The organism is Rhizobium sp. 10N414 (assembly GCF_056394785.1).
Map to the genome: position 1 here is coordinate 1 of NZ_JBFTIN010000027.1, position 24,875 is coordinate 24,875.

Below are 24,875 nucleotides of genomic sequence, written 5' to 3' on the forward strand. Positions count from 1 at the left end.
CTGACGGTCATCGAAGGCACGCTCGGCAAGGCATTCGGCGTCATGGGCGGCTACATCGCCGCCTCGACGGCGCTGTGCGACTTCATCCGCTCGTTTGCCTCTGGTTTCATCTTCACGACGGCGCTGCCGCCGGCGCTGGCTGCCGGTGCGGTTGCCTCGATCCAGCATCTGAAGGTCAGCCCGTTCGAGCGCGCACGCCACCAGGATCGGGTCCGCAAGCTGAGGGCGCTGCTCGATCAGCGCGGCATTCCGCACATGCCGAACCCGAGCCACATCGTGCCGGTCATGGTCGGCGATGCGGCCAAGTGCAAGTGGATCTCCGACCTGCTGCTCGACAATTGCGGTGTCTACGTGCAGCCGATCAACTACCCGACGGTGCCGAAGAAGACGGAGCGGCTGCGCATCACTCCGACGCCGCTGCACAGCGACGCCGACATCGAACATCTCGTCGAGGCGCTGCATTCGCTCTGGGCGCGCTGCGCGCTGGCGCGCCACGTTGCCTAGCCAGCGCTATTCGGACTGGCAATTGCGAGCGATGGTGCTCGTCATTGCCCGTGGATGATCAAGGATTTCGCTCATTCGAAATGAGCCATACGCTACGGAAACCAAAACGCAACCCGCGACGGACAAGGCTCTGCCAGGGCGGGGATGCTTGGAGATACTATTGGCGACTGTTCCCGGCCCTGTCGACTGCCTCCTGCCAACCTGAAGAGGGTGTCAGTCGCCGGCGGGCGAGGAAACCACACCCGTTCGGCAGCCCCGGCATGGCCAGAAGGCCCGCCAATAATTGATCGCGATCAAAGACGTCTTGGTCCTTCCGGTGGACAAGACGTTATCGAATTCCTCAGGAGAAGACGGCCTTGATGATAGCTCAACACGACCGGCAAGCTGCCATCGCGCAGAATGATCAAGCAGATGGAAAGGAAGGTCCGGCGCCGTCGAGGCGGCAAGCCCTGGCACACCTGCGGCGGCTTGTTCCTCTTCTTGGAAGCCACCGACGATTGACAATCGGCGCGACGCTTGCCCTCACCGCCGCAGCCTTGATTTCACTTGCGCTACCGATGGCCGTTCGGCGCATGATTGACAACGGCTTCGGGCAGGGCGATGGCGAATTCATAAACCGCTACTTCCTGATGGCAATGGCTCTGGCAGTGGCTTTGGCAATTGCCAGCGCTCTTCGATACTATTTCGTGACGGCACTGGGAGAACGCCTGGTAGCCGATCTCCGGAAGAAGGTCTTTGGCCACGTCCTGTCACTTCCCGCCCAGTTTTTCGATTCGAACCACTCCGGCGAAATTGCCTCGCGTCTCACCGGTGACACTGCCCAGATCAAGACGGCGGTCAGTCTGACAGCTTCGGTGGCGTTGAGAAACTCAATCCTGTGCGCGGGCGCCCTCGGCATGATGTTCGTGACAAGCCCTGGCCTGTCATCGATCGCCCTCGCGGTGATCCCGTTGATCCTCGCACCGCTGATTGTCTTCGGCCGCTCAGTCAGGAAAAAGTCCCGAGCGGCCCAGGACTCGCTTGCAGGCGCCTCCGCCTATGCCAGCGAAATCATCGCGGCAAACCGGACGGTGCAGTCTTTCAACGCCGAAGATACTGCCCGTCAACGGTATGTCTGCGACGTCGAAATGTCCTATGGCAAATCCGTTGCGGCGGCACGCTCGCGCGCTTGCCTGACAGGCTTTGCCATCGCACTCATATTCGGCAGTGTGGTCGGCGTCCTCTGGCTTGGGGCGCACAGAGTCCTCGCCGGCACGCTCTCGCCAGGAAGTCTCAGTCAGTTTCTGATCTACTCGGTGATTGCAGCCGGCTCCTTGGGCTCTCTATCGGAAGTCTGGGGTGAGCTGGCGCAGGCAGCAGGAGCCGCCGGTCGGCTTTTCGAGCTGCTGAATGAACAAACCTATGATCGCGAGCCTGAGGCAAGCATGCCGCTTCGCGGCCCCGTCCGCGGTGGCATCGAGGTATCAGATCTGCATTTCTCCTATCCCAACACCCCGCAGAAAGAAATCCTCGCCGGACTTTCCATGACGGTCTCTCCGGGAGAGACGGTCGCTCTCGTCGGGCCATCGGGTGCCGGAAAGAGCACGGTCTTTTCGCTTCTGCTCGGATTCTATGACGGCAGCGCCGGACGCCTTTCCATCGATGGACGAGACGTGCGCTCCATCGCCCCGCGAGACCTCCGCAAGGAGATTTCGATCGTGCCACAAGAGGTGACGATTTTCGCGACCACCATTTTCGAAAACATCGCGTTCGGAAGACCCGAAGCAACGCGGGACGAGGTCGTCGCAGCCGCGATCAAGGCCCAGGCGCATGGTTTCATCACCGGCCTTGAGAATGGATACGACACTGTCGTTGGCGAAAGGGGTCTGACCCTTTCTGGAGGACAGCGGCAGCGGTTGGCGATTGCCCGCGCTATACTGAAGGACGCCCCTGTCCTCCTGCTCGACGAGGCAACCGCGTCGCTTGACGCCGAGAACGAGCAGCTCGTACAGGAGGGCTTGGAACAGCTCATGGACAATCGATCGACCATCGTGATCGCTCACAGACTTGCGACCGTTCTCAAGGCCGACAGGATCCTTGTGGTCGACGCGGGCCGGATCGTCGAGCAAGGAACGCACGCCTCTCTAATGCGCAACGGCGGCCTCTACAAACGGCTGGCCGAACTCCAGTTCAAGGGGCCCGCCACCGACTCCGAGCTGGACGCAGCGTGAGGCGCCATCCAAACCGCACAACGGTCGATGCAGCTATGCGAGCCAGTTCGACTGCGAGCGAGGGTGGAATGACGAACCAAACCTTGTGACCGGCGCAGGGAAGTGGTGCGCCGAGGTCGTGGTGACGCGCAGGACGTGGGATGAAGGCGTTTCTGTGTTGGCAAAGCCTTCAGCCACTGTTTGGGGATTGGCTCGCCATTTTGGGGTCGGTTTGTTAAGCTGCCGCTAAGCCAAGCGAGGCTCGGACATGCCAAACGATCCACCGCGATCTCATCTGGCGGCAATGAAAGGAGACGGCTTCTACAACCGTCATTCCTCAATGCAGGCCACTGGCATTTCAGCACTCCTTTCATTGTGGGAAACGGCGTGCCGGACAATCGCCGCGGGCGAGGGTCCCTTCACCATCGTCGATTATGGTTCCTCACAAGGCCGCAATTCGATGACCCCCATGCGCGTGGCGATTAGGGCGTTGAGGCTCCGGTCGGGACCGTCCGTGCCAATCGAAGTCGTCCACACTGACCTTCCCACGAATGATTTTTCGGCTCTGTTTGAAGCGCTTTCTTCAAGCCCTGACAGCTACATGAATGAAGCTTCTGACGTTTTTCCCTCTGCGATCGGCAGGTCGTATTTCGAGCCATTGTTCCCACGTCAACGCGTGGATCTCGGATGGTCGACGTGGTCATTACAGTGGATGAGTACCGGAATGATCGAAGCGCCTGATCACATTCTCGCCGGAATGAGTGCCACGCCTGAAGTGATTTCTGCGGTAAAGCGACAACAGGCGAAAGATTGGGAGCGCTTTCTGGTCCTACGGTCACGGGAAATGCGCCCTGGCGGGAAACTCGTGGCGGGCTTTACGGCCCGCACAGCCGACATCACGGGTTGGGAATGGCTCCTTGGCGAACTCTGGTCGGCATTGTGTGACATGAGGACGGATGGCTGGCTTTCGGAACGAGAGCAGACCCGCATCACAATACCGATCGGCATACGGACCTTGGATGAGATCAGGAAACCGTTCTTGAAAGTCGAAAATTTCGCCGATCTAGAACTCGAGCATCTGGATCTCGTCAGGCTTGCGGATCCTTGTTGGGAGCAATTCGAAAGGAACGGCGATGTGTTGGCGTTTGCCAAGCGTCACACGGCAATGATGCAAGCCTGGTGCGAGCCGACAATCGCGAGCTTGATCGAGCCATCTCGCAATCCGGCCGCATTTGTCACTGAACTGTTCAACCGGTTTGAGCGTAGACTGGTTGAAGGTCCCCGGCCTCACGAACCCTACATGGCAGCCGTGGTGTTATCCAAACGAGCCTAGCCAGAGAATTGGCGCGCGGCGGAAATTTGACATTCTCGATGATCCTTATGCCGACAAATCTCTTTGTGCCAATACGGGGATGTTCCATCCGGGCAGCCCTCTTGCGAGAGGCTCTGGAGGTCTTTTCCGTCCCGTCTTCCCCGAAATCCGGCCCGGTGAATGGCGGGCGCACATGAGCTTGCTGCGTCTTCTACATTGCAGCCAGCCGGCTCTCACTTCATGATAAGCGCATCGGATATCGAAAGCGGCGGCTAATGCATATCTTCCTCGTTCGACACGGCGAATCGCTAGGCAATATCAATGAACAAGCCTACCGTCAGTTCGGCGACCATAATGTTCCGTTGACGCAGTGGGGGTATCGGCAAGCACTGGCGGCCGGGCGAGCGATCGCAGCCTATCTTGCCGAATTGCCGCGCGGACAGATACGACAACTTGACGTCTGGTATTCTCCCTATATGCGGACGCGGCAAAGCAAGGACGCCTTGCTGGAGGCGCTGCCTCCCGGATTGGTCAGAAGCGTTCGTGAGGACTACCTGTTGCGCGAGCAGGATTTCGGTCTCTTCACCGAAATCTATGACCACGCGGAGCGAAGACAGAAATTTCCTGATGAGTTCGAGAAATGGGCGAGATTGCGGAGCAACAGCGGGAAGTTCTATGCAAGGCCACCGGATGGCGAGAGCAGGGCGGATGTGGCCCAGCGGCTTCGTCTATTCCTTCAAACCGTGACGAGCGACGTGCGCGACGGCAACAACGACCTGATCATCGTCGGCCATGGTGTCACCAACAGGGCGTTCGAAATGAACTTTCTCCAGCATGCCGTCGATTGGTTCGAGCACTCCGACAATCCGGGAAATTCCGACGTGACCTTGATCGCCGGGACACACGCGCGCGGCTTCAGATCAACCCTGTTGCACAAGGCCGAAGACCGCCGAACCGGAGATGAAGAGTTGCGCGATGCCTATGGATCCGAACTGACGATCACGCCGAAAGCCACGCCATAGCTCAGTGCCGCAAACCCGCCGCTATCGCATGAGCCAGAAAAGTGCGACTGCTTCGAGCCAGCGCATGAAGGGCCTCCATTGGAGGGAGGGTTCGAAGCACCGGTTGCCACGATGCCTCGAAGCCTCCCTCGTCCTTCCAGGAGATGAAGGACAAGAAGGACATAGGTCGCAAATCGGAGCGGGGAAGGGGGCCAAAGCCTGAGACAAGCGAATATGGTCCATCTGCAAGGCGGATAGTAGGCTAGCAAAATCAAGCACCTGGCAAATGAACCCTTGCGGGACCATCAAAAAGTCAGAACGTGTTGTCGATTTTTGCCGTCCCCAAACGTTCCTTGTTGGACGGCGGTTTCGAAATCCGCCCAGTCGTCCTTTCAATGTCAGGAGGAGTTGATGTGATGGATGCGAACAATCTTGTTTCCGCGCGGGAGCTGGCCAGAAGAAACGGCCTCAGTTTTCCGAACGAAAGCCCCGAGTATCGGCAGGCCCGCGATGAATTGCTCGCCGAGGAAATCGAGTTGCGCCGACATATCGAACGCGTTGCCGAGCAACGCCGCGCGCTGCCTCCAGGCGGTCAGGTCCGGAAGGACTACCGCTTCCAGGGGCCCGATGGCCAGGTTACCTTGAGAGACCTGTTCGCGGACAAATCCACATTGGTGATTTACAGCTACATGTATGGGCCGCAACGCGAACGACCATGCCCGATGTGCACGTCCATGCTGTCGGCGTTCGACGGAGAAGTCCCCGATATTTGCCAGCAGGTCGCCTTTGCCGTCGTCGCACGCTCGCCGATTGAACGTTTATTGGCGTTCAAGAAGGAGCGCGGCTGGCATCACTTGCCGCTCTACTCCGACACGACGGACGAATTCAGTCGCGACTATCATGCCATTGGTCCTGATGGCGGCGATGGCGCTGCCTATAACGTCTTCACGATCAAGGATGGCGTCATCCGTCACTTCTGGAACCCGGAAATGGGCTTCGCAACTGCCGATCCCGGCCAGGATCCGCGCGGCGCGCCGGATTTCATGCCGCTGTGGACCGTGCTCGACACAACGCCGGATGGGCGGCCGCCGAGCTGGTATCCGAGCCTTACCTATAGCAGTGGGCCGTAGGGCAGGGCCGTCAGTAGGGCGGGCGTCAGCCTTGCCTGCCGACGCTCGCATACATGCCCGTGGTACGAAACTCGGTCGGGTTCGTGCCATAGATGCGCCGAAAGACCTTGGAAAAATAGTTCGCGTCCTCGAAGCCTGAGCGGATTGCGACCTCCTTGACGGGCATGTTCGCGGTCTTGGTCAACAGTTTGACGGCCCGCTTCAGTCGTTTCTGCAGGACGAACTCGGCCGGCGGCAGGCCCTCGTTGGCTGCGAACATTCGCGAGAAATGTGCCCGGCTGAGGCCTGCGACCCGCGCAAGATCCTCGACAGGCAGAGGACGTTCCAAATTCGCCATGATGTAGTCAATGACATGCTGCATCGTCCGGTATTCTTCACTGAAAACAGGATGCGAACCGAAGACATCGTCGTACAGCGCCATGGCCGCCTCATAGGCGATTGCCGAAGCCAGGCCTGGCGTCTCCGCGCCATTGATCAGCCGGAGACTGCAATCTGCCAGATGCTCGATCGTTTGCGGTTGCAGTTTCAGGATCGGTCCGGTCACCGCGAGGATCGAGCGGTGGATGCGCAGCGCCTCCTCGCCGTTCATCGAAATCCAGAAAAATTCCCAGCGGTCCCCATCTTCAAGCCAATAGCGGTGATTGTGCGGGACGAGCACGAGCAGTGTCTCGCCTTCTTTCACCCGAAGCTGGCGATTCTCGTAACGCAGGTTGCCCGCGCCTTTGATCGTGTGCTGCAGGACGGTGAACGGTGTTTGGCCCCGCTTTCTGCCATCCCAGTCGTAGGTCGCATTCTCCCGGATCTCGTAGCCTGTGCTGGTCGGCATTGTGTGCAGGCTCTGGCGGCCACGCGGCAGCGACACGGTCCTCATGACCGGCCCGTTGTCAATCAATTTTTGCAGCACAAAATTACCCATGAAAGCATAATCCTTCTCTGGCGGCCCCGCCGAATATGCGCATAATCCGCCCCCAAGAGAGAGAACACCGCCTGCACCGAGGAGCGGCAGGGAGGAGAATAAGCCGGATTTCTGGCCTTTTTTGGCTTCGGGCGCAAGTCCGGGTCCATTTCTTCTTCTCATCGTTCAGCGCCGGCAAATTTGATCGCATTGAGGCAAGGATCATGAGTTTCAAAATCGCTATCATCGGCGCAGGCAGCGTCGGCTTCACAAAAAAACTGTTTACCGACATCCTCTGTGTGCCGGAATTCCAGGACGTCGAGTTCGCGCTTACCGACATGAGCGAACATAATCTGCAGATGATCAAGCAGATCCTCGACACGATCGTTTCGTCCAACAAGCTGCCAACCAGGGTTACGGCGACGACGAACCGCCGCGAGGCACTGACGGGTGCGCGCTATATCATCAGCTGCGTGCGCGTCGGCGGCCTGGAAGCCTACGCCGACGACATCCGCATTCCGCTGAAGTACGGCATCGACCAGTGCGTCGGCGATACGATATGCGCCGGCGGCATTCTCTACGGCCAGCGCAATATTCCTGTCATTCTGGATTTCTGCAAAGACATCCGTGAAGTCGCAGAGCCGGGTGCGAAGTTCCTGAACTACGCAAACCCGATGGCAATGAATACCTGGGCCGCCATTGAATACGGCAAGGTCGATACGGTCGGTCTCTGCCATGGGGTCCAGCATGGCGCCGAACAGATCGCTGAGGTGCTCGGCGCGAAATCGCCTTCCGAACTCGACTACATCTGCTCTGGCATCAACCACCAGACCTGGTTTGTCGATCTCAAACTCAACGGTCGCAAGATCGGCAAGGACGAGCTGGTTGCCGCCTTCGAAGCCCATCCCGTCTTCTCGCAGCAGGAAAAGCTGCGCATCGACGTGCTGAAGCGGTTCGGGGTCTATTCCACGGAAAGCAACGGCCATCTGTCCGAGTATCTTCCCTGGTACCGCAAGCGCCCCGACGAGATCACCAAGTGGATCGACATGTCCGACTGGATCCATGGCGAAACCGGTGGATATCTGCGTCACTCCACCGAGACCCGCAACTGGTTCGAAACCGAATTCCCGCAATTCCTGGAGTCGGCATCGAAACCGATCGATCGGGCCAAGCGTTCGAACGAGCATGCGAGCCATATTCTTGAAGCCCTCGAAACCGGACGTGTCTACCGCGGCCACTTCAACCTCAAGAACAACGGGGTCATCACGAACCTGCCAGCCGATGCGATTATCGAGTCCCCCGGCTTCGTCGACCGCTTCGGCATCAACATGGTTTCCGGTATCACGATCCCCGAAGCATGTGCGGCCACCTGCATTGCGTCGATCAACGTTCAACGCATGTCGGTTCATGCCGCCGTCAGCGGCGATATCGACCTTTTGAAGCTCGCCGTTCTGCACGATCCGCTGGTCGGTGCCGTCGCGACGCCGGAGGAGGTCTGGCAGATGGTCGACGAGATGGTCGTCGCCCAGGCGAGCTGGTTGCCGCAATATGCGGATGCAATCCCGGCTGCCAAGGAACGTCTGGCGAAATCGACTGTCAAGACCCGCGACTGGGCAGGTGCCGCCCGCCGCAATGTCCGTTCCATCGACGAGCTGCGTGCCGAAAAGGCTGCACTCAAGCAGGCCGTCTAAAGCTTCCGGACACGGGTGGCGATGGGGCTCCGGGAGGGAACTCATCGCCGAAGGCCCGTCGCCGGATCGTTTGAGGAGAAGCGGGGCTGCCACAAGCACCCCGAAAAACAAAGGGAGAGACGATGAGTAATATCCGCAACCTTGGCATTCTTGCCGGACTGGCGCTGAGCGTCTCGGTCTCGGCATTGAACGCCTATGCTTCCGAGCCGACGACACCGCCTGTTCCGCCGCAGTTTCCGGCGGAAGGCAAGATCAAATACGTATCGAGAGACTCCATCGAGGAATTCAAGGCTCTTCCGGAGTATCACGAGCCGGACTGGGTCACGAAGAACTTCGTCGACAGCGGCAAGCTGCCGCCCGTCAAGGATCGACTGCCAAAGGAACCTCTCGTCTTCAAGACCGACAACATGGTCGACGGCATCGGCGTTTATGGCGACACGATGCGCCATGTCATCGGCGGCCGGCCGGAAGGCTGGAACTATGGCGCCGGCCAGACACAGGGTTGGGGCGGCATCGATATCGGCCTGTCGGAGTGCCTGACGCGCACCGCGCCGCTCTTCCAGGTCGAAGCAAAGGATACCGAGCCGCTTCCCAACCTCGCCAAGAGCTGGGACTGGTCGCCGGATGGCCACAAGCTGACCATGCATCTGGTTGAAGGTGCCAAGTGGTCGGACGGCGCGCCGTTCAACGCCGACGACATCATGTTCTACTGGGACGACGAAGTCATCGATCCGAACGTTTCGCCGCTTGGAGGCGGCGCATCGCCTGAGGCCTTCGGCGAGGGAACGACGCTCAAGAAGATCGACGATTACACCGTCGAATGGACCTTCAAGGATGCTTTCCCGAAGCAGTATCTCTACACCATGGCCTATCCGAGCTTCTGCCCGGGCCCGTCGCATATCCTGAAGCCGCAGCATCCGAAGTATTCGAAGAACACTTACGACCAGTTCAAGAATGCCTTCCCGCCGGAATTCATGAACATGCCGGTCATGGGTGCCTGGGTGCCGGTCGAATACCGTCCCGACGACATTATCGTCATGCGCCGCAACCCCTACTACTGGAAGGTCGACGAAAAGGGCAACCAGCTGCCCTATCTCAACGAGTTGCACTACAAGCTGTCCACCTGGGCTGATCGTGACGTGCAGGCCGTTGCCGGTTCCGGCGACTTCTCCAATCTTGAGCAGCCCGAAAATTTCGTGGCTTCGCTGAAGCGCGCAGCCGAAAAGACGGCACCGGCACGTTTGGCCTTCGGCCCACGCCTGATCGGCTACAACATGCGCATGAACCTCTCCGCAAACGGATGGGGCGACCCTGATGCCCGCGGCCAGGCCATCCGTGAACTCAACCGGAACGAAGACTTCCGCAAGGCAGTCACCATGGGTCTCGACCGCAAGGCAATCGGCGACTCGCTGGTCAAGGGTCCATTCACGGCGATCTATCCCGGCGGCCTCTCATCGGGCACGAGCTTCTATGATCGCAACTCCGTGGTCTATTATCCGTTCGACCTCAAGGGTGCGAAGGAACTGCTCGCCAAGGCCGGCCTGAAAGACACCGATGGCGATGGCTTCCTGAACTTCCCGGCGGGAACGGAAGGCGGCAAGAACATCGAAATCGTGCTTCTGGTCAACAATGGCTACGCCACGGACAAGAGCCTTGCCGAGGGTGTCATCGGCCAGATGGAAAAGCTCGGCCTGAAGGTCATTCTCAATGCGTTGGATGGCCCGAAGCGTGACGACGCCCATTACGCCGGACGCTTCGACTGGTTGATCCAGCGCAGCTCGCCCGAGCTTGCCTCGGTCGTCCAGAACACCGAACAGCTGGCGCCTGTCGGTCCGCGGACGAGCTGGCAACATCGTGCCGGCAAGGACGGCAAGGTTGACCTGATGCCTTACGAACAGAAGATGGTCGATATCATCACGAAGTTCCAGAGCAGTCAGGACAACAACGAGAAGGTCGAGCTGATGAAGCAGTACCAGAAGGTTGCGACCGAGAATGTCGATACGGTTGGCCTCACGGAATATCCGGGTGCCCTGATCGTCAACAAGCGCTTCTCGAACGTCCCTGCGGGTACTCCGATCTTCATGTTCAACTGGGCCGAGGATTCCGTCATCCGCGAGCGTCTGTGGGTGGCCGCCGACAAGCAGGGCAAATACGAGCTGTTCCCCGAACAGCTGCCTGGCAAGCCTGGCGACAAAGGTCCGAACAACTAAGAGCTCCCCTCCCAACGAGGACTCCGGTCGCGCGTGAAGCGCGGCCGGGCAATATCAACAAGCCAGCCGCACCGACAGGCGCGACCGGCGGCAAGGAGAAGCGAACCGTCCGATGTTACGATTCCTGCTCGTGCGCATAGCCTCTGCGATTCCCGTCCTCATCATTTTGAGCATCGTGACATTCGCGATCATCCAGGCTCCGCCCGGTGACTATGCCGACTACATCCGTTCGCAGCTGATCAATCAGAGTGGTGCCTCATTCGCGCAGGCGGATGAACAGGCCCAGGCATACCGGATCGCCCACGGCCTCGACCAACCGATGGTCATCCAGTACGTCAACTGGATCAAGGGCATCATTACCCGCGGCGATTTCGGCTACAGCATGTTCTACAACAAGCCTGTTGCCGATGTCGTGGCCGAACGCCTGCCGCGCACGCTGGCGCTGGCCCTCGTCTGCCACATCTTCGCATCCGTGCTCGGCATTGGCTTCGGCATCTGGGCCGCAACCCGCCAGTATAGCTGGATCGACAGCCTTCTTTCCGGCATCTCCTTCCTTGGCATGACGGTGCCGCGCTTCCTGATGGCGCTGATCATCGTCTACCTCCTGGTCTTCCAGTTCAACGTCTCGGAAATCGGCAGCTTCTTCTCGCCGCAATTTGGCGGGGCGCCGTGGTCCTGGGCAAAGTTCGTCGATCTCGTCAGCCATGTCTGGCCGGTCGTCGCCATCGCCACCTTCGGCGGGCTCGCCTACAACATGCGTGTCATGCGCGGCAATCTGCTCGATACGCTGAACGCGCAATATGTTGAAACGGCTCGCGCCAAGGGCCTCTCCGGCAGTGCTGTTGTCATGCGCCACGCGGTGCCGAACGCGCTGCATCCGCTCGTTATGTATCAGGGCGTCGTGCTTCCCTACATGCTGACCGGCGAGATCGAGACCGCGATCATCTTCTCGCTGCCGACCGTTGGACCGGCGATCGTCGGCTCCATGGCAATCGGCGACGTCTATGTCACGGCCACCTTCATGATGGTGCTTTCCGCCACGCTGATCGTCGGCAACATCATCGCCGACATGCTGCTTGCCATGCTGGACCCGCGCGTCCGCCAGTACGGAGGAGCCTGACATGCTCGCCTTCGATTCAGCTCCTCCGCCACCGCACGAGGAAATCACCAAGCACCCGCATAACGGCAATGAAAGCTATCTTTCGCTCGTCTGGCGCCGGCTGCGGCGTTCCTGGACAGGCATGATGGGCCTAATCCTCGTCGGCCTGCTGCTCTTCATGGCAATCTTTGCGGATTTCTTCGCGCCGATGGATCCAAAGGCGACCGATGTTGGCTTCGCCCCGCCTCAGCTTGTCAGCCTGCGCGACAAGGACGGCAACTTCGCCTTTCCGCCGCGCGTCTATGCGCTCGGCGAATCCGAGGAACTCGATCCGGTCACGTTCCAGCCAATCGTCGGGCCGGACTACAACAACCCGCGCTATCTCGGCTTCTTCGTGAGAGGCGCTGAATACAGGCTCCTCGGCCTCATTCCTGCCGACCGCCACTTCTTCGGATCGGTCGATGGCCAACCGGTCCATTTCCTCGGAACCGACAAGTTTGGTCGTGACATCCTCTCGCGTGCCATCATCGGCTCACGCATCTCGCTGATGATCGCGCTGACCGTGGTCTTCATCGTCACCATTGTCGGAACAACCGTTGGCATGGTCTCGGGCTATTTCGGCGGAACCTTCGATGCCTGGGTGCAGCGCTTCGTGGAAATCGTCCTGGCCTTCCCGCAGTTGCCGCTTTATCTGGCCCTGACGTCGCTGATCCCGGTCACCGCACCAACCAATGTGTTCCTGGCATTTGTCATTGTCGTCATGTCGGCACTCGGTTGGGCGCAAATGTCGCGCGAAGTTCGCGGCAAGACGCTGGCACTCGCCCGTATAGACTATGTGCGCGCCGCCATGGCGGTTGGTGCCACTGACCGGCGCATCATCTTCCAGCACATTTTCCCGAACGTGATGAGCCACGTGATCGTTGCGGTCACCCTGCATATCCCGAGCGTCGTGTTGCTGGAATCGTTCCTCGGCTTCCTCGGCTTCGCCGTAAAGCCACCGCTGATTTCCTGGGGCCTGATGCTTCAGGATACCGCAAATTACTCCGTGATCGGGACCTACCCCTGGATCCTGGCGCCTGTCGGCTTCGTGCTGGTCACCGTCTTCGCCTTCAATGCACTGGGCGACGGTCTGCGCGACGCGGTCGATCCTTATTGAGGTGATGAAGATGGCTCTCTCACTCGTCAATTCCTTCGCTCCGCCCGTGCGCCACGACCACGAGGCGCATCAGGAAAAACCCGTCATCGACGCCCGCAATATCGGCGTCAAGTTCAAGGTCGAGCACGGCATCGTCGACGCGGTGAAGGATATATCCTTTCAGCTCTACCGCGGCGAAACGATCGCCATTGTCGGCGAGTCGGGTTCCGGCAAGTCTGTGACTGCCCGCACGGTCATGGGCCTTTTGTCCAAGCGTGCAACCGTCTCGGACAAGTCGAGCGTCCACTATGACGGCAACAACATACTGACATTTTCGGAACGTCAGCGTCGCAAACTGCGGGGCGACCGGATCTCGATGATCTTCCAGGAGCCGATGAGTTCACTGAACCCGATCTACACGATTGGCAGCCAGATCATCGAAGCGATCCGTGTCCACCGCAAGATCAGCCGCAAACAAGCCGAGGCACGGGCCCTGGAGCTGTTGAACCATGTACAGATTCCCGATCCGGAAGCGCGGCTGAAGCAGTATCCACATCAGCTGTCGGGCGGGCAGCGCCAGCGTGTGATGATCGCCATGGCTCTTGCCAACGATCCTGATGTGCTGATTGCAGACGAACCGACGACGGCGCTTGACGTCACCGTGCAGGCCCAGATCCTCAATCTCATTCGCAGCCTCCAGACGGAACTGCGAATGGCGGTGATCCTCATCACTCACGACCTCACGGTGGTGCAGAAGTTCTCCGACTATGTCTACGTCATGCAGCATGGTGAAATGCGCGAGCACAACACGACGGAGCGCCTCTTTGCCAATCCGCAGCACGCCTATACCAGGCATCTTCTTGGCTCCGAGCCGCGTGGGCAGGCCAATCCGTTGCCCGAAGGATCTGACATTATCCTCGAGGCGCGCGACGTGAGGGTCTCGTTCATGATGCGCCACGGCAGTTTCTTCAAACCGCAATTGAAGGAACTGGTCGCCGTCGACAGCCTGAACCTGACGCTACGACGTCACGAAACGCTGGGTCTCGTCGGCGAGTCCGGCTCCGGCAAGACGACCTTCGGACAGGCGCTGCTGCGACTGAACGACCCTGATGGCGGAGAGATCTTCTTCGACAAGCTGCCGATCCATGGCAAATCCCGCGCCGAGATGCGGCCGCTTCGCTCACGCATGCAGGTCGTCTTTCAGGATCCTTTCTCCTCGCTCAACCCGCGCATGACGATCGGCCAGATCATCGAGGAAGGGTTGGTCGTCAACCAACTGGGCGCGACCAGGGCAGAGCGGCTCGATCGTGTTCGCGAGGCGCTGATTGCGGCAGGCATGCCGGGCAATATCCTGTCGCGTTTCCCGCATGAATTTTCCGGCGGTCAACGCCAGCGTATCGCGATCGCTCGCGCCATCGCGCTCGAGCCGGAGTTCATCCTGCTCGATGAACCGACCTCGGCGCTCGACCTTTCCGTCCAGGCCCAGATCATCGAACTGCTTCGCAAGCTGCAGGACGAGCGCGGCCTCAGCTACCTCTTCATCTCGCACGATCTCAAGGTCGTGCGCGCCCTCTGCCACCGTGTGATCGTCATGCAGCATGGCAAGATCATGGAAGAGGGCCCCGTCAACGAAGTTCTCACCAATCCCAAGACCGCCTACACGGAACGGCTCGTCAAAGCCGCTTTCGAAGTCGCCTGATTGCACATGCCGGAGGTTATAATGGCAAGAAATCCAAAGATTACGTTCATCGGAGCTGGCTCCACCGTCTTCATGAAGAACATCGTCGGCGACGTGCTGCAGCGCCCGGCGCTGTCGGGTGCGACCATCGCCTTGATGGACATCAACCCGCAGCGGCTTGAAGAAAGCGCCGTCGTTGTCAACAAGCTGATCTCGACTCTTGGCGTCAAGGCCAAGGCGGAGACCTATTCAGACCAGCGCAAGGCCCTGGCTGGCGCCGACTTCGTCGTCGTCGCCTTCCAGATCGGCGGCTACGAGCCCTGCACAGTGACCGACTTCGAAGTTCCGAAGAAATACGGTCTGCGCCAGACGATTGCCGATACACTTGGCGTCGGCGGCATCATGCGGGGCCTGCGAACAGTGCCGCATCTCTGGAAGATCTGCGAGGACATGCTCGCTGTCTGCCCCGAGGCGATCATGCTGCAATATGTCAACCCGATGGCGATCAATACCTGGGCGATCGCGGAAAAATATCCCACGATCAGGCAGGTCGGTCTCTGCCACTCCGTGCAGGGCACGGCAATGGAACTGGCCCACGACCTCGACATTCCCTACGAGGATATCCGTTACCGTTCGGCCGGCATCAATCACATGGCCTTCTATCTGAAATTCGAACATCGCCAGCCAGATGGCTCCTACAAGGATCTCTATCCGGATCTCGTGCGCGCCTATCGCGAAGGCCGTGCGCCGAAGCCCGGCTGGAACCCGCGTTGCCCGAACAAGGTCCGTTACGAGATGCTGACCCGTCTCGGCTACTTTGTCACTGAAAGCTCGGAGCATTTTGCCGAATATACGCCTTACTTCATCAAGGAGGGCCGCGAGGATCTGATCGAGAAGTTCGGCATTCCGCTCGACGAATATCCGAAGCGCTGCATCGAACAGATCGAGCGCTGGAAGGGGCAGGCCGAGGCCTACCGTTCGGCCGACAAGATCGAGGTCAAGCAGTCGAAGGAATACGCGTCCTCGATCATCAATTCGGTATGGACGGGTGAGCCGTCCGTCATCTACGGCAACGTCCGCAACAATGGCTGCATCACGTCGCTGCCGTCCAATTGCGCCGCCGAAGTGCCGTGCCTCGTTGATGCATCCGGCATCCAGCCGACGTTCATTGGCAACCTGCCGCCGCAGCTCACAGCACTCATGCGCACCAACATCAATGTCCAGGAGCTGACGGTCCAGGCGCTGATGACGGAAAATCGCGAGCACATCTACCATGCCGCCATGATGGACCCTCATACGGCGGCCGAACTCGACCTCGACCAGATCTGGTCGATGGTGGACGAACTGCTGGCCGCCCACGGTGACTGGTTGCCCGCATGGGCGCGCACCGGCCGCAAGGTTCAGGCCGCCTGACCATCTCTCTCCCGGTCACGGCCCCAAGAGGTCCCGCGGCATCGCCGCGGGACTTTTGCTATCGGGCACATAAAATCGACGGCCCGATTGATTAAATCAATATCTCTGATATAGAACCAATTGCGTAATCTTGTCCTGTGCCGATCGGAGCCCCATGAGCCGCAGCTTCCTTGTCGTCGACCCCGAAGAGGGTATGCCTATCCTCAAGGGACTGGCATCGCCGGCTCGCGTGGCGGTGTTGAAGCTTCTGCACGAGAAGGGCGCGCTCAACGTCAACGAAATAGCTGATATCCTTGATCTGCCGCAATCCAGCGTGTCGACCAACGTCCAGATGTTGGAAGAGGCGGGGCTTATCCACACGGAAACCCAGAAGGCCCGCAAGGGCAATCAGAAGGTCTGCCGCAGCGTTTATGACGAGATCCTTGTGGTCTTCAAGAATGAAATCAAGGAAACTGAACCAGACGCGATCGAGGTATCGATGCCGCTTGGTCTCTATACGAGCTTCGAGGTGACGGCGCCTTGCGGACTTTGCTCGGCCGACGGCATCATCGGGTTGCTCGATGTGCCCAATACCTTCCTTGATCCCGACCGCATGAAGGCGGGGCTCATCTGGTTCACACGCGGCCATGTTGAATATCAGTTTCCCAACAATGCGCGATTGACGAATACCAGCATCCGCGAAATCGAGTTCCTGATGGAGCTAAGCTCCGAGGTTCCCGGTACCAGCGCCGACTGGCCCTCCGACATAACCCTGACGGTCAACGGGGTCGATATCGGAACCTGGACGTCTCCGGGTGATTTTGGCGACAAACGCGGTGTATTCACCCCGGATTGGTGGAAGCTGAAGGGATCTCAGTACGGCAAGTTGAAGAACTTCCGCATCAATGACGACGGCGCCTTTGTCGATGGACTGCGCATTTCCGAGATCACGCTCGCTGACCTGAAGCTCGACGAACATCATTCGATCCGCTTGCGCATCGGTGTGCGCGACAACGCCAAGCATCCTGGCGGCATCAACATCTTCGGGCGCGGATTCGGCAATTACGACCAGGACATTCTGCTGCGTCTCAAGACTCGGTAAGTCTGTCCGATTTTCTGCATTTTGGTCTTGACCACGCCCCGGGCTTCCGCTTTATTCATCTCAAATTGTGATACAAATCACAAATGACGATACAGTGGAGGATCTCATGAAGGCCGCGGTTACAGCACACAGCAAATACACGATCTCGGACATCGACCCGCGCCTTTACGGCTCGTTCATCGAGCATCTCGGTCGGGCCGTCTATACGGGCATCTATGAGCCGGATCATGCGACCGCCGACGAGAACGGCATGCGCAGGGACGTCATCGATCTCGTCAAGGAATTGAATGTTCCGATCGTACGCTATCCCGGCGGCAATTTCGTCTCGGCCTACAATTGGGAAGACGGTATCGGCCCCAAGGAAGACCGTCCGACTCGCCTCGACCTTGCCTGGCATACATCCGAAAGCAACCAGGTCGGCATCCACGAATTCGCGGAGTGGTGTGTCTCGGCGAATACGGAGATGATGCTGGCCGTCAACCTCGGTTCGCGTGGCCTCGACGAGGCGCGCAACTTCCTCGAATATGTCAATCATTCTGGCGGCAGCGAGTGGAGTGACAAGCGCATTGCCAACGGAAGAAAGGAGCCCTGGGACGTCAAGCTCTGGTGCCTCGGCAACGAAATGGACGGACCCTGGCAGATCGGCCACAAGACGGCGGACGAATATGGCCGTCTGGCACATGAAACCGCCAAGGCCATGCGCGCCTTTGACAGCTCCCTCGAACTCGTCGTCTGCGGCTCGTCCAACGCACACATGCCGACCTATCCGGAGTGGGAGGCAACCGTCCTCGACCACACCTACAATGAGGTCGACTACATCTCGCTGCACATGTACTTCGAAAACCGCGCAAAGAACACGGCCAACTATCTCGCCCGCAGCATCGAGCTGGACAATTACATCGGCACGGTCGCAGGCGTCATCGATTACGTCAAGGCGAAGAAGCGCTCGGCAAAGAACGTCTATATCTCCTTCGACGAGTGGAACGTCTGGTACCACTCCAAGGAGCGCGACAAGGCAACGCTTGCCGGCGCCAATGGCTGGCCGCATGCGCCGGCCCTTCTGGAAGATGACTACAACTTCGAGGACGTGCTCCAGGTTGGCTGCATTCTCAACACCTTCATCAATCGCGCCGATGTCGTCAAGATTGCCTGCCTGGCGCAGCTCATCAACGTCATTGCACCCATCATGACGGTCCCGGGCGGCCCGGCGTGGCGTCAGACAATCTTCTATCCCTACTATTTCGCTTCCGTCTACGGGCGTGGAACTGCGCTGAAACTGATGGTCGACAGCCCGAGCTACAAGGTCGACGACCTTGGAGATGTGCCCTACCTCGACGTATCGGCGGTCCATGATGCGGACAAGAAGACGGTGACCTTCTTCATCGTCAACCGCCACGGAACCGAGACGCTCGATCTCGATGCGAGCCTGCTCGAATTCGGCGCCTTGCGGGTCATCGACGATCAGGTCGTGGCCCATGCGGATCTCAACATCACCAATACCGCCGACAAGCCCGACAACGTCGTGGCGAAGGCCGTCACGGGCACGAGCTTTGCCGATGGCAAGCTCAGCGCCAGGATCGCGCCGCTCTCCTACAGGATGATCCGCCTGCAGGCATAATATAAATCCGCTTTGCTGATACATATCAAACGATGTGTTGACAAAGCAATTGTATGATTTAACGTCAGCGCACCGGTTTTGACGTGCCACTGGGAGGAAGAGATGGGAGCGACAGCTTCTGTTCTGGCACTATCACTGACTGAGGGACATTCGCCGATAAAAGCGGATGCATACTCGCTCTCAGCACGCCTGCCATGTGTCCATATCGGTTTTTCGGGTTCTGACTGCAATCCAGGAGCAGCCGGATGACCGCGAATATCGAAATTCAGAATGTCACCAAGCGCTACGGCTCGATGACCGTCCTCGACGGATTGTCACTGTCGATCAAGGCCAACGAGTTCCTGGTCTTCCTGGGGCCGTCGGGCTGCGGAAAATCGACGCTGTTGCGCATGATCGCTGGGCTGGAAAGCGTGGATGACGGCACGATCTCCATCAATGGCGAGCGCATCGACACGTTGCCGCCCGGTCAACGCGACATCGCCATGGTGTTCCAGTCCTATGCGCTTTACCCGCACATGACGGTGGCCGACAACATGGCCTTCGGACTGCGCAACATCAACTTATCGAGCGATGTGATCTCGAAGCGAATTGCCGAAGCAGCCCGCATGCTCGAGATCGGCCACCTCCTGGAGCGCAAGCCCGGCCAGCTGTCCGGCGGCCAGCGCCAGCGCGTCGCCATTGGCCGCGCCATCGTCAAGGAACCGAAGGCGTTCCTCTTCGACGAGCCGCTGTCCAACCTCGATGCGGCGTTGCGCGTTCGCACCCGCGTCGAACTCGCCCAGCTGCGCAATCGGGTGAGATCGACGATGATCTTCGTGACGCATGATCAGATCGAGGCAATGACGCTCGCCGACCGCATTGTCGTCATGAACAATCGCAAGATCGAGCAGATCGGCACGCCGATGGAGATCTACTCGCGTCCGGCCAGCCGTTTCGTCGCCACTTTTGTCGGCTCTCCGACCATGAACTTCCTGAGCGTCGCCCTGTCGGAAGAAAACGGTTTCCTGCGCGCAAAGCTTCCCGACGGCACGCAACTCAAGACCGCCATCCGCGCAGCTGGGGTCAAGGGTGGCGAGTACTCGCTGGGCATTCGTGCTGAGGCCGTCAAGCTCGCCAACGGCGTTGCTGCGACGACGACGGGCAAGGTGGATGTCCTCGAGCGTCTTGGTGATCGCACCCTTCTTTATACGCGCCTCAAGGATGGCAGCGTCGTCATTGCCGAGGACATCGGCAACAGCCGCGTGGCAATCGGCGACGAGGTGGGGCTGACGCTCGACGGGACGCGCACGCATCTCTTCGATGATGCCGGTCACGCCTGGCACAATGAGGAGGCCGGTCATGGCTGAGGCCGCACTCGATCGTGCCGAGGCGACGGCTGCGGCCGCCGAACGGCGCAACATCCAGAACATCAATGCGCCGCAATGGCGCAATGCCCTCTTCGTCGCGCCCTATCTCCTCGTCTTCGTGGCCCTTCTCGTCGTGCCGCTCTTCTGGGGCATCTGGCTGAGCCTGCACAAGGCGGACGCCTTCGGCGTCGGCAAGTTTGTCGGCCTGACCAACTATATCCGCCTCTATAACGACCGTATCTTCCTGCAGGCGATCGGCAACACCTTCTATTTCGTCTTCCTGACGGTGCCGGCGCTGGCGATCATCGGCCTGCTTCTGGCGCTGGCTCTGAACCGCCGCACCCGCACCGCCGCCGTGCTGCGCGCCTTCTATTTTTCCTCTTCGGTCCTGTCGGTGACGATCGTGACGCTGATCTGGCGTATCGTCTTCATCGGCAATTTCGGTTTGCTGGCGACGATCTATGGCTGGTTCGGAGCGACTGCGCCCGCTTTTCTCTCTGATCCGCGGATTGCCATGATCGGCATTGCGATCGCCACCGTCTGGTGGTGCATCGGCCTGCCGATGATGCTCTTCCTTTCGGCTCTGCAGCAGGTGCCTGGCGAGATCTACGAGGCGGCAGCTCTCGACAATGCCAGCCGCTGGCGCACGCTCTGGTACATCACGCTGCCCTCGATCAAGCGCACCTTCGTGCTCGTCGTCATCATCCAGATCGTCTTGCAGTTCCAGCTCTTCGGCCAGGCGCGGCTGATGACGAACGGTGGCCCCAACAACGTCTCCAAGCCGGTCGTCCTCTACATTTACGAGGCCGCTTTCACCAAGTGGGACCTCGGGCTCGGTGCTGCCGCTTCCGAAGTCCTGTTCATGATGATCCTGATTGCCGCCATGGCGCAGTACATCGCCACGCGGCGCAAGGGAGAAGAGGGATGAGCGGATCTGTCTCGGGCAATATCGTCGGCCGCACCTTGGGTGACCGCATCATCCTCGGCCTGGTGATCGCGCTGGCCCTCGTCATGGTGGCGCCGGTCGTCTGGGTGGTGGCGCTCTCCGTGAAGGACAACAAGGAACTCATGCTGGACATGAACTCCGTCTTCCGCGCGCCCTACACGATCAAGAACTATATCGATGTCATCGGCACCTCCTCGGTTTTCCGCTGGGTGTTAAACAGCACCATCGTTTCGGGCGGCCTGACGCTCGCGACGCTGGTCCTTTCCTCGCTTGCCGGCTATGGCTTCGCGCGGCTGAACTTTCCTTACCGCAACGTGCTTTTCGTCATCGTGCTGCTCGGCCTTGCCGTGCCGGAACAGGCCGTGCTGATTGCCCGCCAGCAGATCTTTGGCTGGCTGAAGCTCCACAACACCTATCCGGGGCTGATCCTGCCGGGGCTTTCGGCACCCTTCGGCGTCTTCCTGATGACGCAGTATTTTCGCGCCATCCCCAAGGAGCTGGACGAGGCGGCCCTGCTCGACAACGCCAGCCGCTTCAAGATCTTCTGGAAGGTGCTCCTGCCGCTCACCATTCCGGCACAGGCAACGCTTGGCATCTTCACCTTCTTCAGCGCCTGGAATGACTATCTCTGGCCGCTGATTTCAGGCACCCGCAAGGAGATGTTTACGCTGACCGTCGGGATCGCCTCGACCCAGATGAATTTCGCGCAGTCTCAAGGTCTCGGCTTCCTGATGTCCCAGGCAGTCTTCGCCAGCGCGCCGATCCTTATCCTTTACCTGTTCTTCCAGAAATACATCGTGACGGCCGTATCCGGCACCGCCGTGCGCTAGGGCTGGCGACAGAGACCACGTTTTAAGTGCAACCGGCTCCCGAGGAGGGGGCTCACGTCAAGGGGTGGGGAACCCCAAAGAGGAGGAGTTGGAATGACGCATACTTTCAGAAAATACATGCTTGCGGCGGCCTCGGTGATTGCCCTTGCCGGCGCAAGCCCGGCCTTTGCCGCCACCGAACTGACGGTTCAGCGCTTCTTCGGCGCGTGCGATGCCGACTTCGGCACCAATACCGATGTCAGCAAGGCTGTCGGGGAATGCGGTATCATCACCTCGCTTATCAACAAGTTCAACGCGGACAATCCGGATGTGCATGTGACGGTGACGACCGTCGAATGGCCGGGTTATGACCAGCTGACGGCACAGTTCGCTGCCGGCGACCCGCCGGATATCGTTACTATCCACCAGTCGGTACTGGCTGACTATCAGTCCAAGGGCCTGCTGATGCCGCTGGACGACGTCCTGAAGTCCGTTGGCGTTGCGTCTTCCGACTTCACCGATGCCAGCTTGAACGGCGTGACCAAGGACGGCAAGATCTACGGTCTGCCGATCGACAACTGGACCATGCTGTACCACATCAACTTGGACCTTTTCAAAAAGGCCGATCTCCTCAACGCCGACGGCACGCCGAAGTTGCCGACCAGCGTTGATGAACTCATGGCTCAGGCCAAGCAGTTCAAGGAAAAGACCGGCAAGCCATACTTTGTCCAGAACCTGGCGAACGAAGTCGCGCTTTATACCCGCAATCTTTATACCTACCTGTTCCAGCAGGATTCGAACTTCTTTGCCGATCCGAAGCAGGTGAAGATCAATACGCCCGAGGCCAAGAAAGTCCTCGAGATGTACAAGGCGATCTACGACAACGGTTATACCACCAAGGATCTTGACTATGCGGCCGGCATCAACGCCTTCCTCGCAGGCGAGGGCGGCGTTCACCTGAACGGCACCTGGGTCATCGGCGACTATACGGCATCCTCCGAAAAGGCAGGTACCGCGCTGAACGCCGGCGGCTATGCCGTTTATCCCTATCCGCAGCTCTTCCCGGGCAAGAAGGCGCAATATGCCGACGGCCACAGCTGGGCAGTGTCGCAGAAGGACCGCAGCGACGAGCAGACAGCTGCCATCGGCAAGTTCCTGAAGTTCTTCCACGACAACGACTTCGACTGGTCGCGGACCGGCCACCTGCCAGCTGTCAAGGCGGTTCTGGCTTCCGATCAGTTCAAGGCTCTGCCGCATCGTGACACGATTTCAGCAATCGCCACGCTCGGCACTCCGCTGCCGTCGACCGTCCAGCGCCAGTTTGCGATCCAGGACATTATCGGCCAGGAAATGAGTGCTGCGATCACCGGTCAGAAGGAGATCGATGCAGCGCTCACCGATATGGAACAGCGCATCAACGAGTTGCTCGCCAACATCTGAGGCTTATTCTCCCAAGCCAAGAGAGCAAATGCCCGCCGCGCTCCGCGGCGGGCATTTGCAGTTGAAGGGGGGCTGGTTGGAGATTTTCCGGTCTCAGCGCCGTTTGTCCCCGTCAAAGAAAAGCAGCAGGAAAAGCCCGCAAAGCCCTGCTGCAGCACCGATGATTGCCGTACCGGAATAGCCGCTGACGCCAGTGCCGATCGCAAAGAGAAGGGCGCTCAGCCCCGCGCTGACAAAGATGTTGACGGATATCAGCGCACTGCCAAGGCCCGGCCGCTCTGCGATCAGATCCTGCAGGTAGGTGATCGGAATGCTGATGAGTGCTGCCGCGCCGACACCACTGATGAGGGTCAAGGCGTAAACATGCCATGGCGCAGAGGCAAAGCCGAGCAACAGAAGGTACACGACATAGATGATCGTGCCGATCGCCAGCGCCGTAACGTGGCTCATGATCCGTTGGGCACGGCCCCAGACGACGATGAAGACCACCTCGAGCAGGGCAACGATGCCAACCAGGATCCCGATATCGCCGACCGTCCCGTGTGCGGGGCCCGTAACGATCAGTGGCAGGATGGCACCGTTCACGTGAAGGGTGCTGCTGATCAGYGCCACCGCGATCACGCGGACGAAGACGCGAGGTGAGATGACTTCTGCGAGTGCAGCAAGATAGGAAAGATGATGCGTGGCTGCATTGTCGGTTCCGCTCTGGCGTGGCAGGAACGCGGCGATCAGGCAGAGGCACACCAGGCAGGCAAGGCTTGCGAAGAGATAGGCGGGCAGCATGCTTGTTGACCGCGACAGGAGTATACCGACAAGCCCTGGGACCAGCACCCAGGAGAGTGAAATCATCGCTCTCACGCCGGAGTTTACCGTCGCCACGTCACCGCGTGGCATACCGTTGGTGGTGGCGCGCACATTGGCAAAGAGCAGGGAATTGAGCGCGTTGTAGATTGGCAGGAGCAACAGCGCACTGAGGACAAAGGTTGCCGGTGCCGGAAAGACGTAGACCGCGCCATAGCCGAAGATGCCGAACACGGCGACCGACAGCATCAGCCTGCGGAACTCACCAAGTCTGTCCGCAAGATTGCCGAGCAGGATGCTGACGGTGACATTGACGGCTGCTGCAGCAAAGATCAGCGCCGAGTAGAGGCCATTGCTCAGGCCAAGCTCGCGGATCGCGATGACCGCTTGATATGGCGAGGTCGCCGCGCCGGCAAAGCCAAAGGCGAAGATCGCAAGCATGCTGACCCGAACTGTCGGGTTGCGGAATACATCAGGCAGAAAACGGGTCATGATGGGTCGAGGGAAGGAAATCAACCGGCGATGCGGATCGAGACGCCTTAACAGGTTCGACGCGAGGCCGAAACCTGCCAGGAAA

Annotated in this window: 19 protein-coding genes; 17 read left to right on the plus strand and 2 right to left on the minus strand. The window is 59.4% G+C overall.

Annotated elements, in window-relative coordinates:
- From AC1DE4_RS21605 to AC1DE4_RS21625, 5 genes are all read left to right on the plus strand, one after another.
- The coding region (locus tag AC1DE4_RS21605) for an aminotransferase class I/II-fold pyridoxal phosphate-dependent enzyme (protein WP_477882929.1) at positions 1-504 on the plus strand (504 nt) is incomplete at its 5' end.
- A gap of 359 nt (positions 505-863) precedes the next feature.
- Positions 864-2,714, plus strand: a complete 1,851-nt coding sequence (locus tag AC1DE4_RS21610) for an ABC transporter transmembrane domain-containing protein (RefSeq protein WP_192303148.1) — start codon at positions 864-866, stop codon at positions 2,712-2,714.
- 283 nt (positions 2,715-2,997) lie between these two features.
- Entirely contained in the window at positions 2,998-4,026 is a 1,029-nt protein-coding gene (locus AC1DE4_RS21615) for a class I SAM-dependent methyltransferase (protein WP_477882931.1), read from the plus strand.
- Between the two features lie 254 nt (positions 4,027-4,280).
- On the plus strand, positions 4,281-5,027 hold the full coding sequence (locus tag AC1DE4_RS21620) for a histidine phosphatase family protein (RefSeq protein WP_477882933.1): 747 nt from the start codon (positions 4,281-4,283) through the stop codon (positions 5,025-5,027).
- Between the two features lie 395 nt (positions 5,028-5,422).
- Positions 5,423-6,136 carry a DUF899 family protein gene (locus AC1DE4_RS21625; RefSeq protein ID WP_477882935.1) on the plus strand — a complete coding sequence of 238 codons (714 nt, stop codon included), beginning with the start codon at positions 5,423-5,425 and terminating at the stop codon, positions 6,134-6,136.
- Between the two features lie 25 nt (positions 6,137-6,161).
- On the opposite strand, the gene AC1DE4_RS21630 is transcribed toward AC1DE4_RS21625, so the two are convergent.
- Positions 6,162-7,052 carry an AraC family transcriptional regulator gene (locus AC1DE4_RS21630; RefSeq protein ID WP_025661259.1) on the minus strand — a complete coding sequence of 297 codons (891 nt, stop codon included), beginning with the start codon at positions 7,050-7,052 and terminating at the stop codon, positions 6,162-6,164.
- A gap of 203 nt (positions 7,053-7,255) precedes the next feature.
- Here AC1DE4_RS21630 and melA (AC1DE4_RS21635) point away from each other — a divergent pair, with 203 nt between their 5' ends.
- From melA (AC1DE4_RS21635) to AC1DE4_RS21690, 12 genes are all read left to right on the plus strand, one after another.
- Positions 7,256-8,722, plus strand: a complete 1,467-nt coding sequence (melA, locus tag AC1DE4_RS21635; RefSeq protein WP_477882937.1) for an alpha-galactosidase — start codon at positions 7,256-7,258, stop codon at positions 8,720-8,722.
- Between the two features lie 122 nt (positions 8,723-8,844).
- Positions 8,845-10,932: an ABC transporter substrate-binding protein gene (locus AC1DE4_RS21640; protein ID WP_477882939.1), complete on the plus strand. Its 2,088-nt coding sequence runs from the start codon at positions 8,845-8,847 to the stop codon at positions 10,930-10,932.
- 112 nt (positions 10,933-11,044) lie between these two features.
- Positions 11,045-12,052 (plus strand): ABC transporter permease, encoded by a 1,008-nt coding sequence (locus AC1DE4_RS21645; protein WP_018858448.1) that lies wholly within the window; start codon positions 11,045-11,047, stop codon positions 12,050-12,052.
- Position 12,053: 1 nt separating this feature from the next.
- Positions 12,054-13,187 (plus strand): ABC transporter permease, encoded by a 1,134-nt coding sequence (locus AC1DE4_RS21650; RefSeq protein ID WP_018858447.1) that lies wholly within the window; start codon positions 12,054-12,056, stop codon positions 13,185-13,187.
- Positions 13,188-13,197: 10 nt separating this feature from the next.
- On the plus strand, positions 13,198-14,865 hold the full coding sequence (locus tag AC1DE4_RS21655; protein WP_025661263.1) for an ABC transporter ATP-binding protein: 1,668 nt from the start codon (positions 13,198-13,200) through the stop codon (positions 14,863-14,865).
- Between the two features lie 21 nt (positions 14,866-14,886).
- Positions 14,887-16,257 carry an alpha-galactosidase gene (gene melA / locus AC1DE4_RS21660; RefSeq protein ID WP_477882942.1) on the plus strand — a complete coding sequence of 457 codons (1,371 nt, stop codon included), beginning with the start codon at positions 14,887-14,889 and terminating at the stop codon, positions 16,255-16,257.
- A 154-nt stretch (positions 16,258-16,411) separates the two neighbouring features.
- Positions 16,412-17,338 (plus strand): ArsR/SmtB family transcription factor, encoded by a 927-nt coding sequence (locus tag AC1DE4_RS21665; protein ID WP_025661264.1) that lies wholly within the window; start codon positions 16,412-16,414, stop codon positions 17,336-17,338.
- Positions 17,339-17,444: 106 nt separating this feature from the next.
- Complete coding sequence (gene arfA / locus AC1DE4_RS21670) at positions 17,445-18,956, plus strand: arabinosylfuranosidase ArfA (RefSeq protein WP_477882944.1); 1,512 nt, start codon at positions 17,445-17,447, stop codon at positions 18,954-18,956.
- 245 nt (positions 18,957-19,201) lie between these two features.
- The gene (locus tag AC1DE4_RS21675) at positions 19,202-20,302 is read left to right on the plus strand and encodes an ABC transporter ATP-binding protein (protein WP_477882946.1); all 1,101 of its coding nucleotides are present in this window, start codon (positions 19,202-19,204) and stop codon (positions 20,300-20,302) included.
- The gene (locus AC1DE4_RS21680) at positions 20,295-21,230 is read left to right on the plus strand and encodes a carbohydrate ABC transporter permease (RefSeq protein WP_169683416.1); all 936 of its coding nucleotides are present in this window, start codon (positions 20,295-20,297) and stop codon (positions 21,228-21,230) included. Before AC1DE4_RS21675 ends, AC1DE4_RS21680 begins: the two co-directional genes overlap by 8 nt.
- Positions 21,227-22,078 carry a carbohydrate ABC transporter permease gene (locus AC1DE4_RS21685; RefSeq protein ID WP_025661268.1) on the plus strand — a complete coding sequence of 284 codons (852 nt, stop codon included), beginning with the start codon at positions 21,227-21,229 and terminating at the stop codon, positions 22,076-22,078. Before AC1DE4_RS21680 ends, AC1DE4_RS21685 begins: the two co-directional genes overlap by 4 nt.
- 93 nt (positions 22,079-22,171) lie before the next feature.
- Complete coding sequence (locus AC1DE4_RS21690) at positions 22,172-23,497, plus strand: extracellular solute-binding protein (protein WP_062376168.1); 1,326 nt, start codon at positions 22,172-22,174, stop codon at positions 23,495-23,497.
- Between the two features lie 93 nt (positions 23,498-23,590).
- Here the strand turns inward: AC1DE4_RS21690 and AC1DE4_RS21695 are convergent, their stop codons facing one another.
- Positions 23,591-24,790: an MFS transporter gene (locus AC1DE4_RS21695; RefSeq protein ID WP_477882948.1), complete on the minus strand. Its 1,200-nt coding sequence runs from the start codon at positions 24,788-24,790 to the stop codon at positions 23,591-23,593.
- Between the last annotated feature and the right edge of the window lie 85 nt (positions 24,791-24,875).

Bases quoted from the DNA above. Each gene is read 5' to 3' on its own strand.
- AC1DE4_RS21610 (WP_192303148.1), top strand. From the start codon at position 864: ATGATAGCTCAACACGACCGGCAAGCTGCCATCGCGCAGAATGATCAA.
- AC1DE4_RS21615 (WP_477882931.1), top strand. From the start codon at position 2,998: ATGAAAGGAGACGGCTTCTACAACCGTCATTCCTCAATGCAGGCCACT.
- AC1DE4_RS21620 (WP_477882933.1), top strand. From the start codon at position 4,281: ATGCATATCTTCCTCGTTCGACACGGCGAATCGCTAGGCAATATCAAT.
- AC1DE4_RS21625 (WP_477882935.1), top strand. From the start codon at position 5,423: ATGGATGCGAACAATCTTGTTTCCGCGCGGGAGCTGGCCAGAAGAAAC.
- AC1DE4_RS21630 (WP_025661259.1), bottom strand. From the start codon at position 7,052: ATGGGTAATTTTGTGCTGCAAAAATTGATTGACAACGGGCCGGTCATG.
- melA (WP_477882937.1), top strand. From the start codon at position 7,256: ATGAGTTTCAAAATCGCTATCATCGGCGCAGGCAGCGTCGGCTTCACA.
- AC1DE4_RS21640 (WP_477882939.1), top strand. From the start codon at position 8,845: ATGAGTAATATCCGCAACCTTGGCATTCTTGCCGGACTGGCGCTGAGC.
- AC1DE4_RS21645 (WP_018858448.1), top strand. From the start codon at position 11,045: ATGTTACGATTCCTGCTCGTGCGCATAGCCTCTGCGATTCCCGTCCTC.
- AC1DE4_RS21650 (WP_018858447.1), top strand. From the start codon at position 12,054: ATGCTCGCCTTCGATTCAGCTCCTCCGCCACCGCACGAGGAAATCACC.
- AC1DE4_RS21655 (WP_025661263.1), top strand. From the start codon at position 13,198: ATGGCTCTCTCACTCGTCAATTCCTTCGCTCCGCCCGTGCGCCACGAC.
- melA (WP_477882942.1), top strand. From the start codon at position 14,887: ATGGCAAGAAATCCAAAGATTACGTTCATCGGAGCTGGCTCCACCGTC.
- AC1DE4_RS21665 (WP_025661264.1), top strand. From the start codon at position 16,412: ATGAGCCGCAGCTTCCTTGTCGTCGACCCCGAAGAGGGTATGCCTATC.
- arfA (WP_477882944.1), top strand. From the start codon at position 17,445: ATGAAGGCCGCGGTTACAGCACACAGCAAATACACGATCTCGGACATC.
- AC1DE4_RS21675 (WP_477882946.1), top strand. From the start codon at position 19,202: ATGACCGCGAATATCGAAATTCAGAATGTCACCAAGCGCTACGGCTCG.
- AC1DE4_RS21680 (WP_169683416.1), top strand. From the start codon at position 20,295: ATGGCTGAGGCCGCACTCGATCGTGCCGAGGCGACGGCTGCGGCCGCC.
- AC1DE4_RS21685 (WP_025661268.1), top strand. From the start codon at position 21,227: ATGAGCGGATCTGTCTCGGGCAATATCGTCGGCCGCACCTTGGGTGAC.
- AC1DE4_RS21690 (WP_062376168.1), top strand. From the start codon at position 22,172: ATGACGCATACTTTCAGAAAATACATGCTTGCGGCGGCCTCGGTGATT.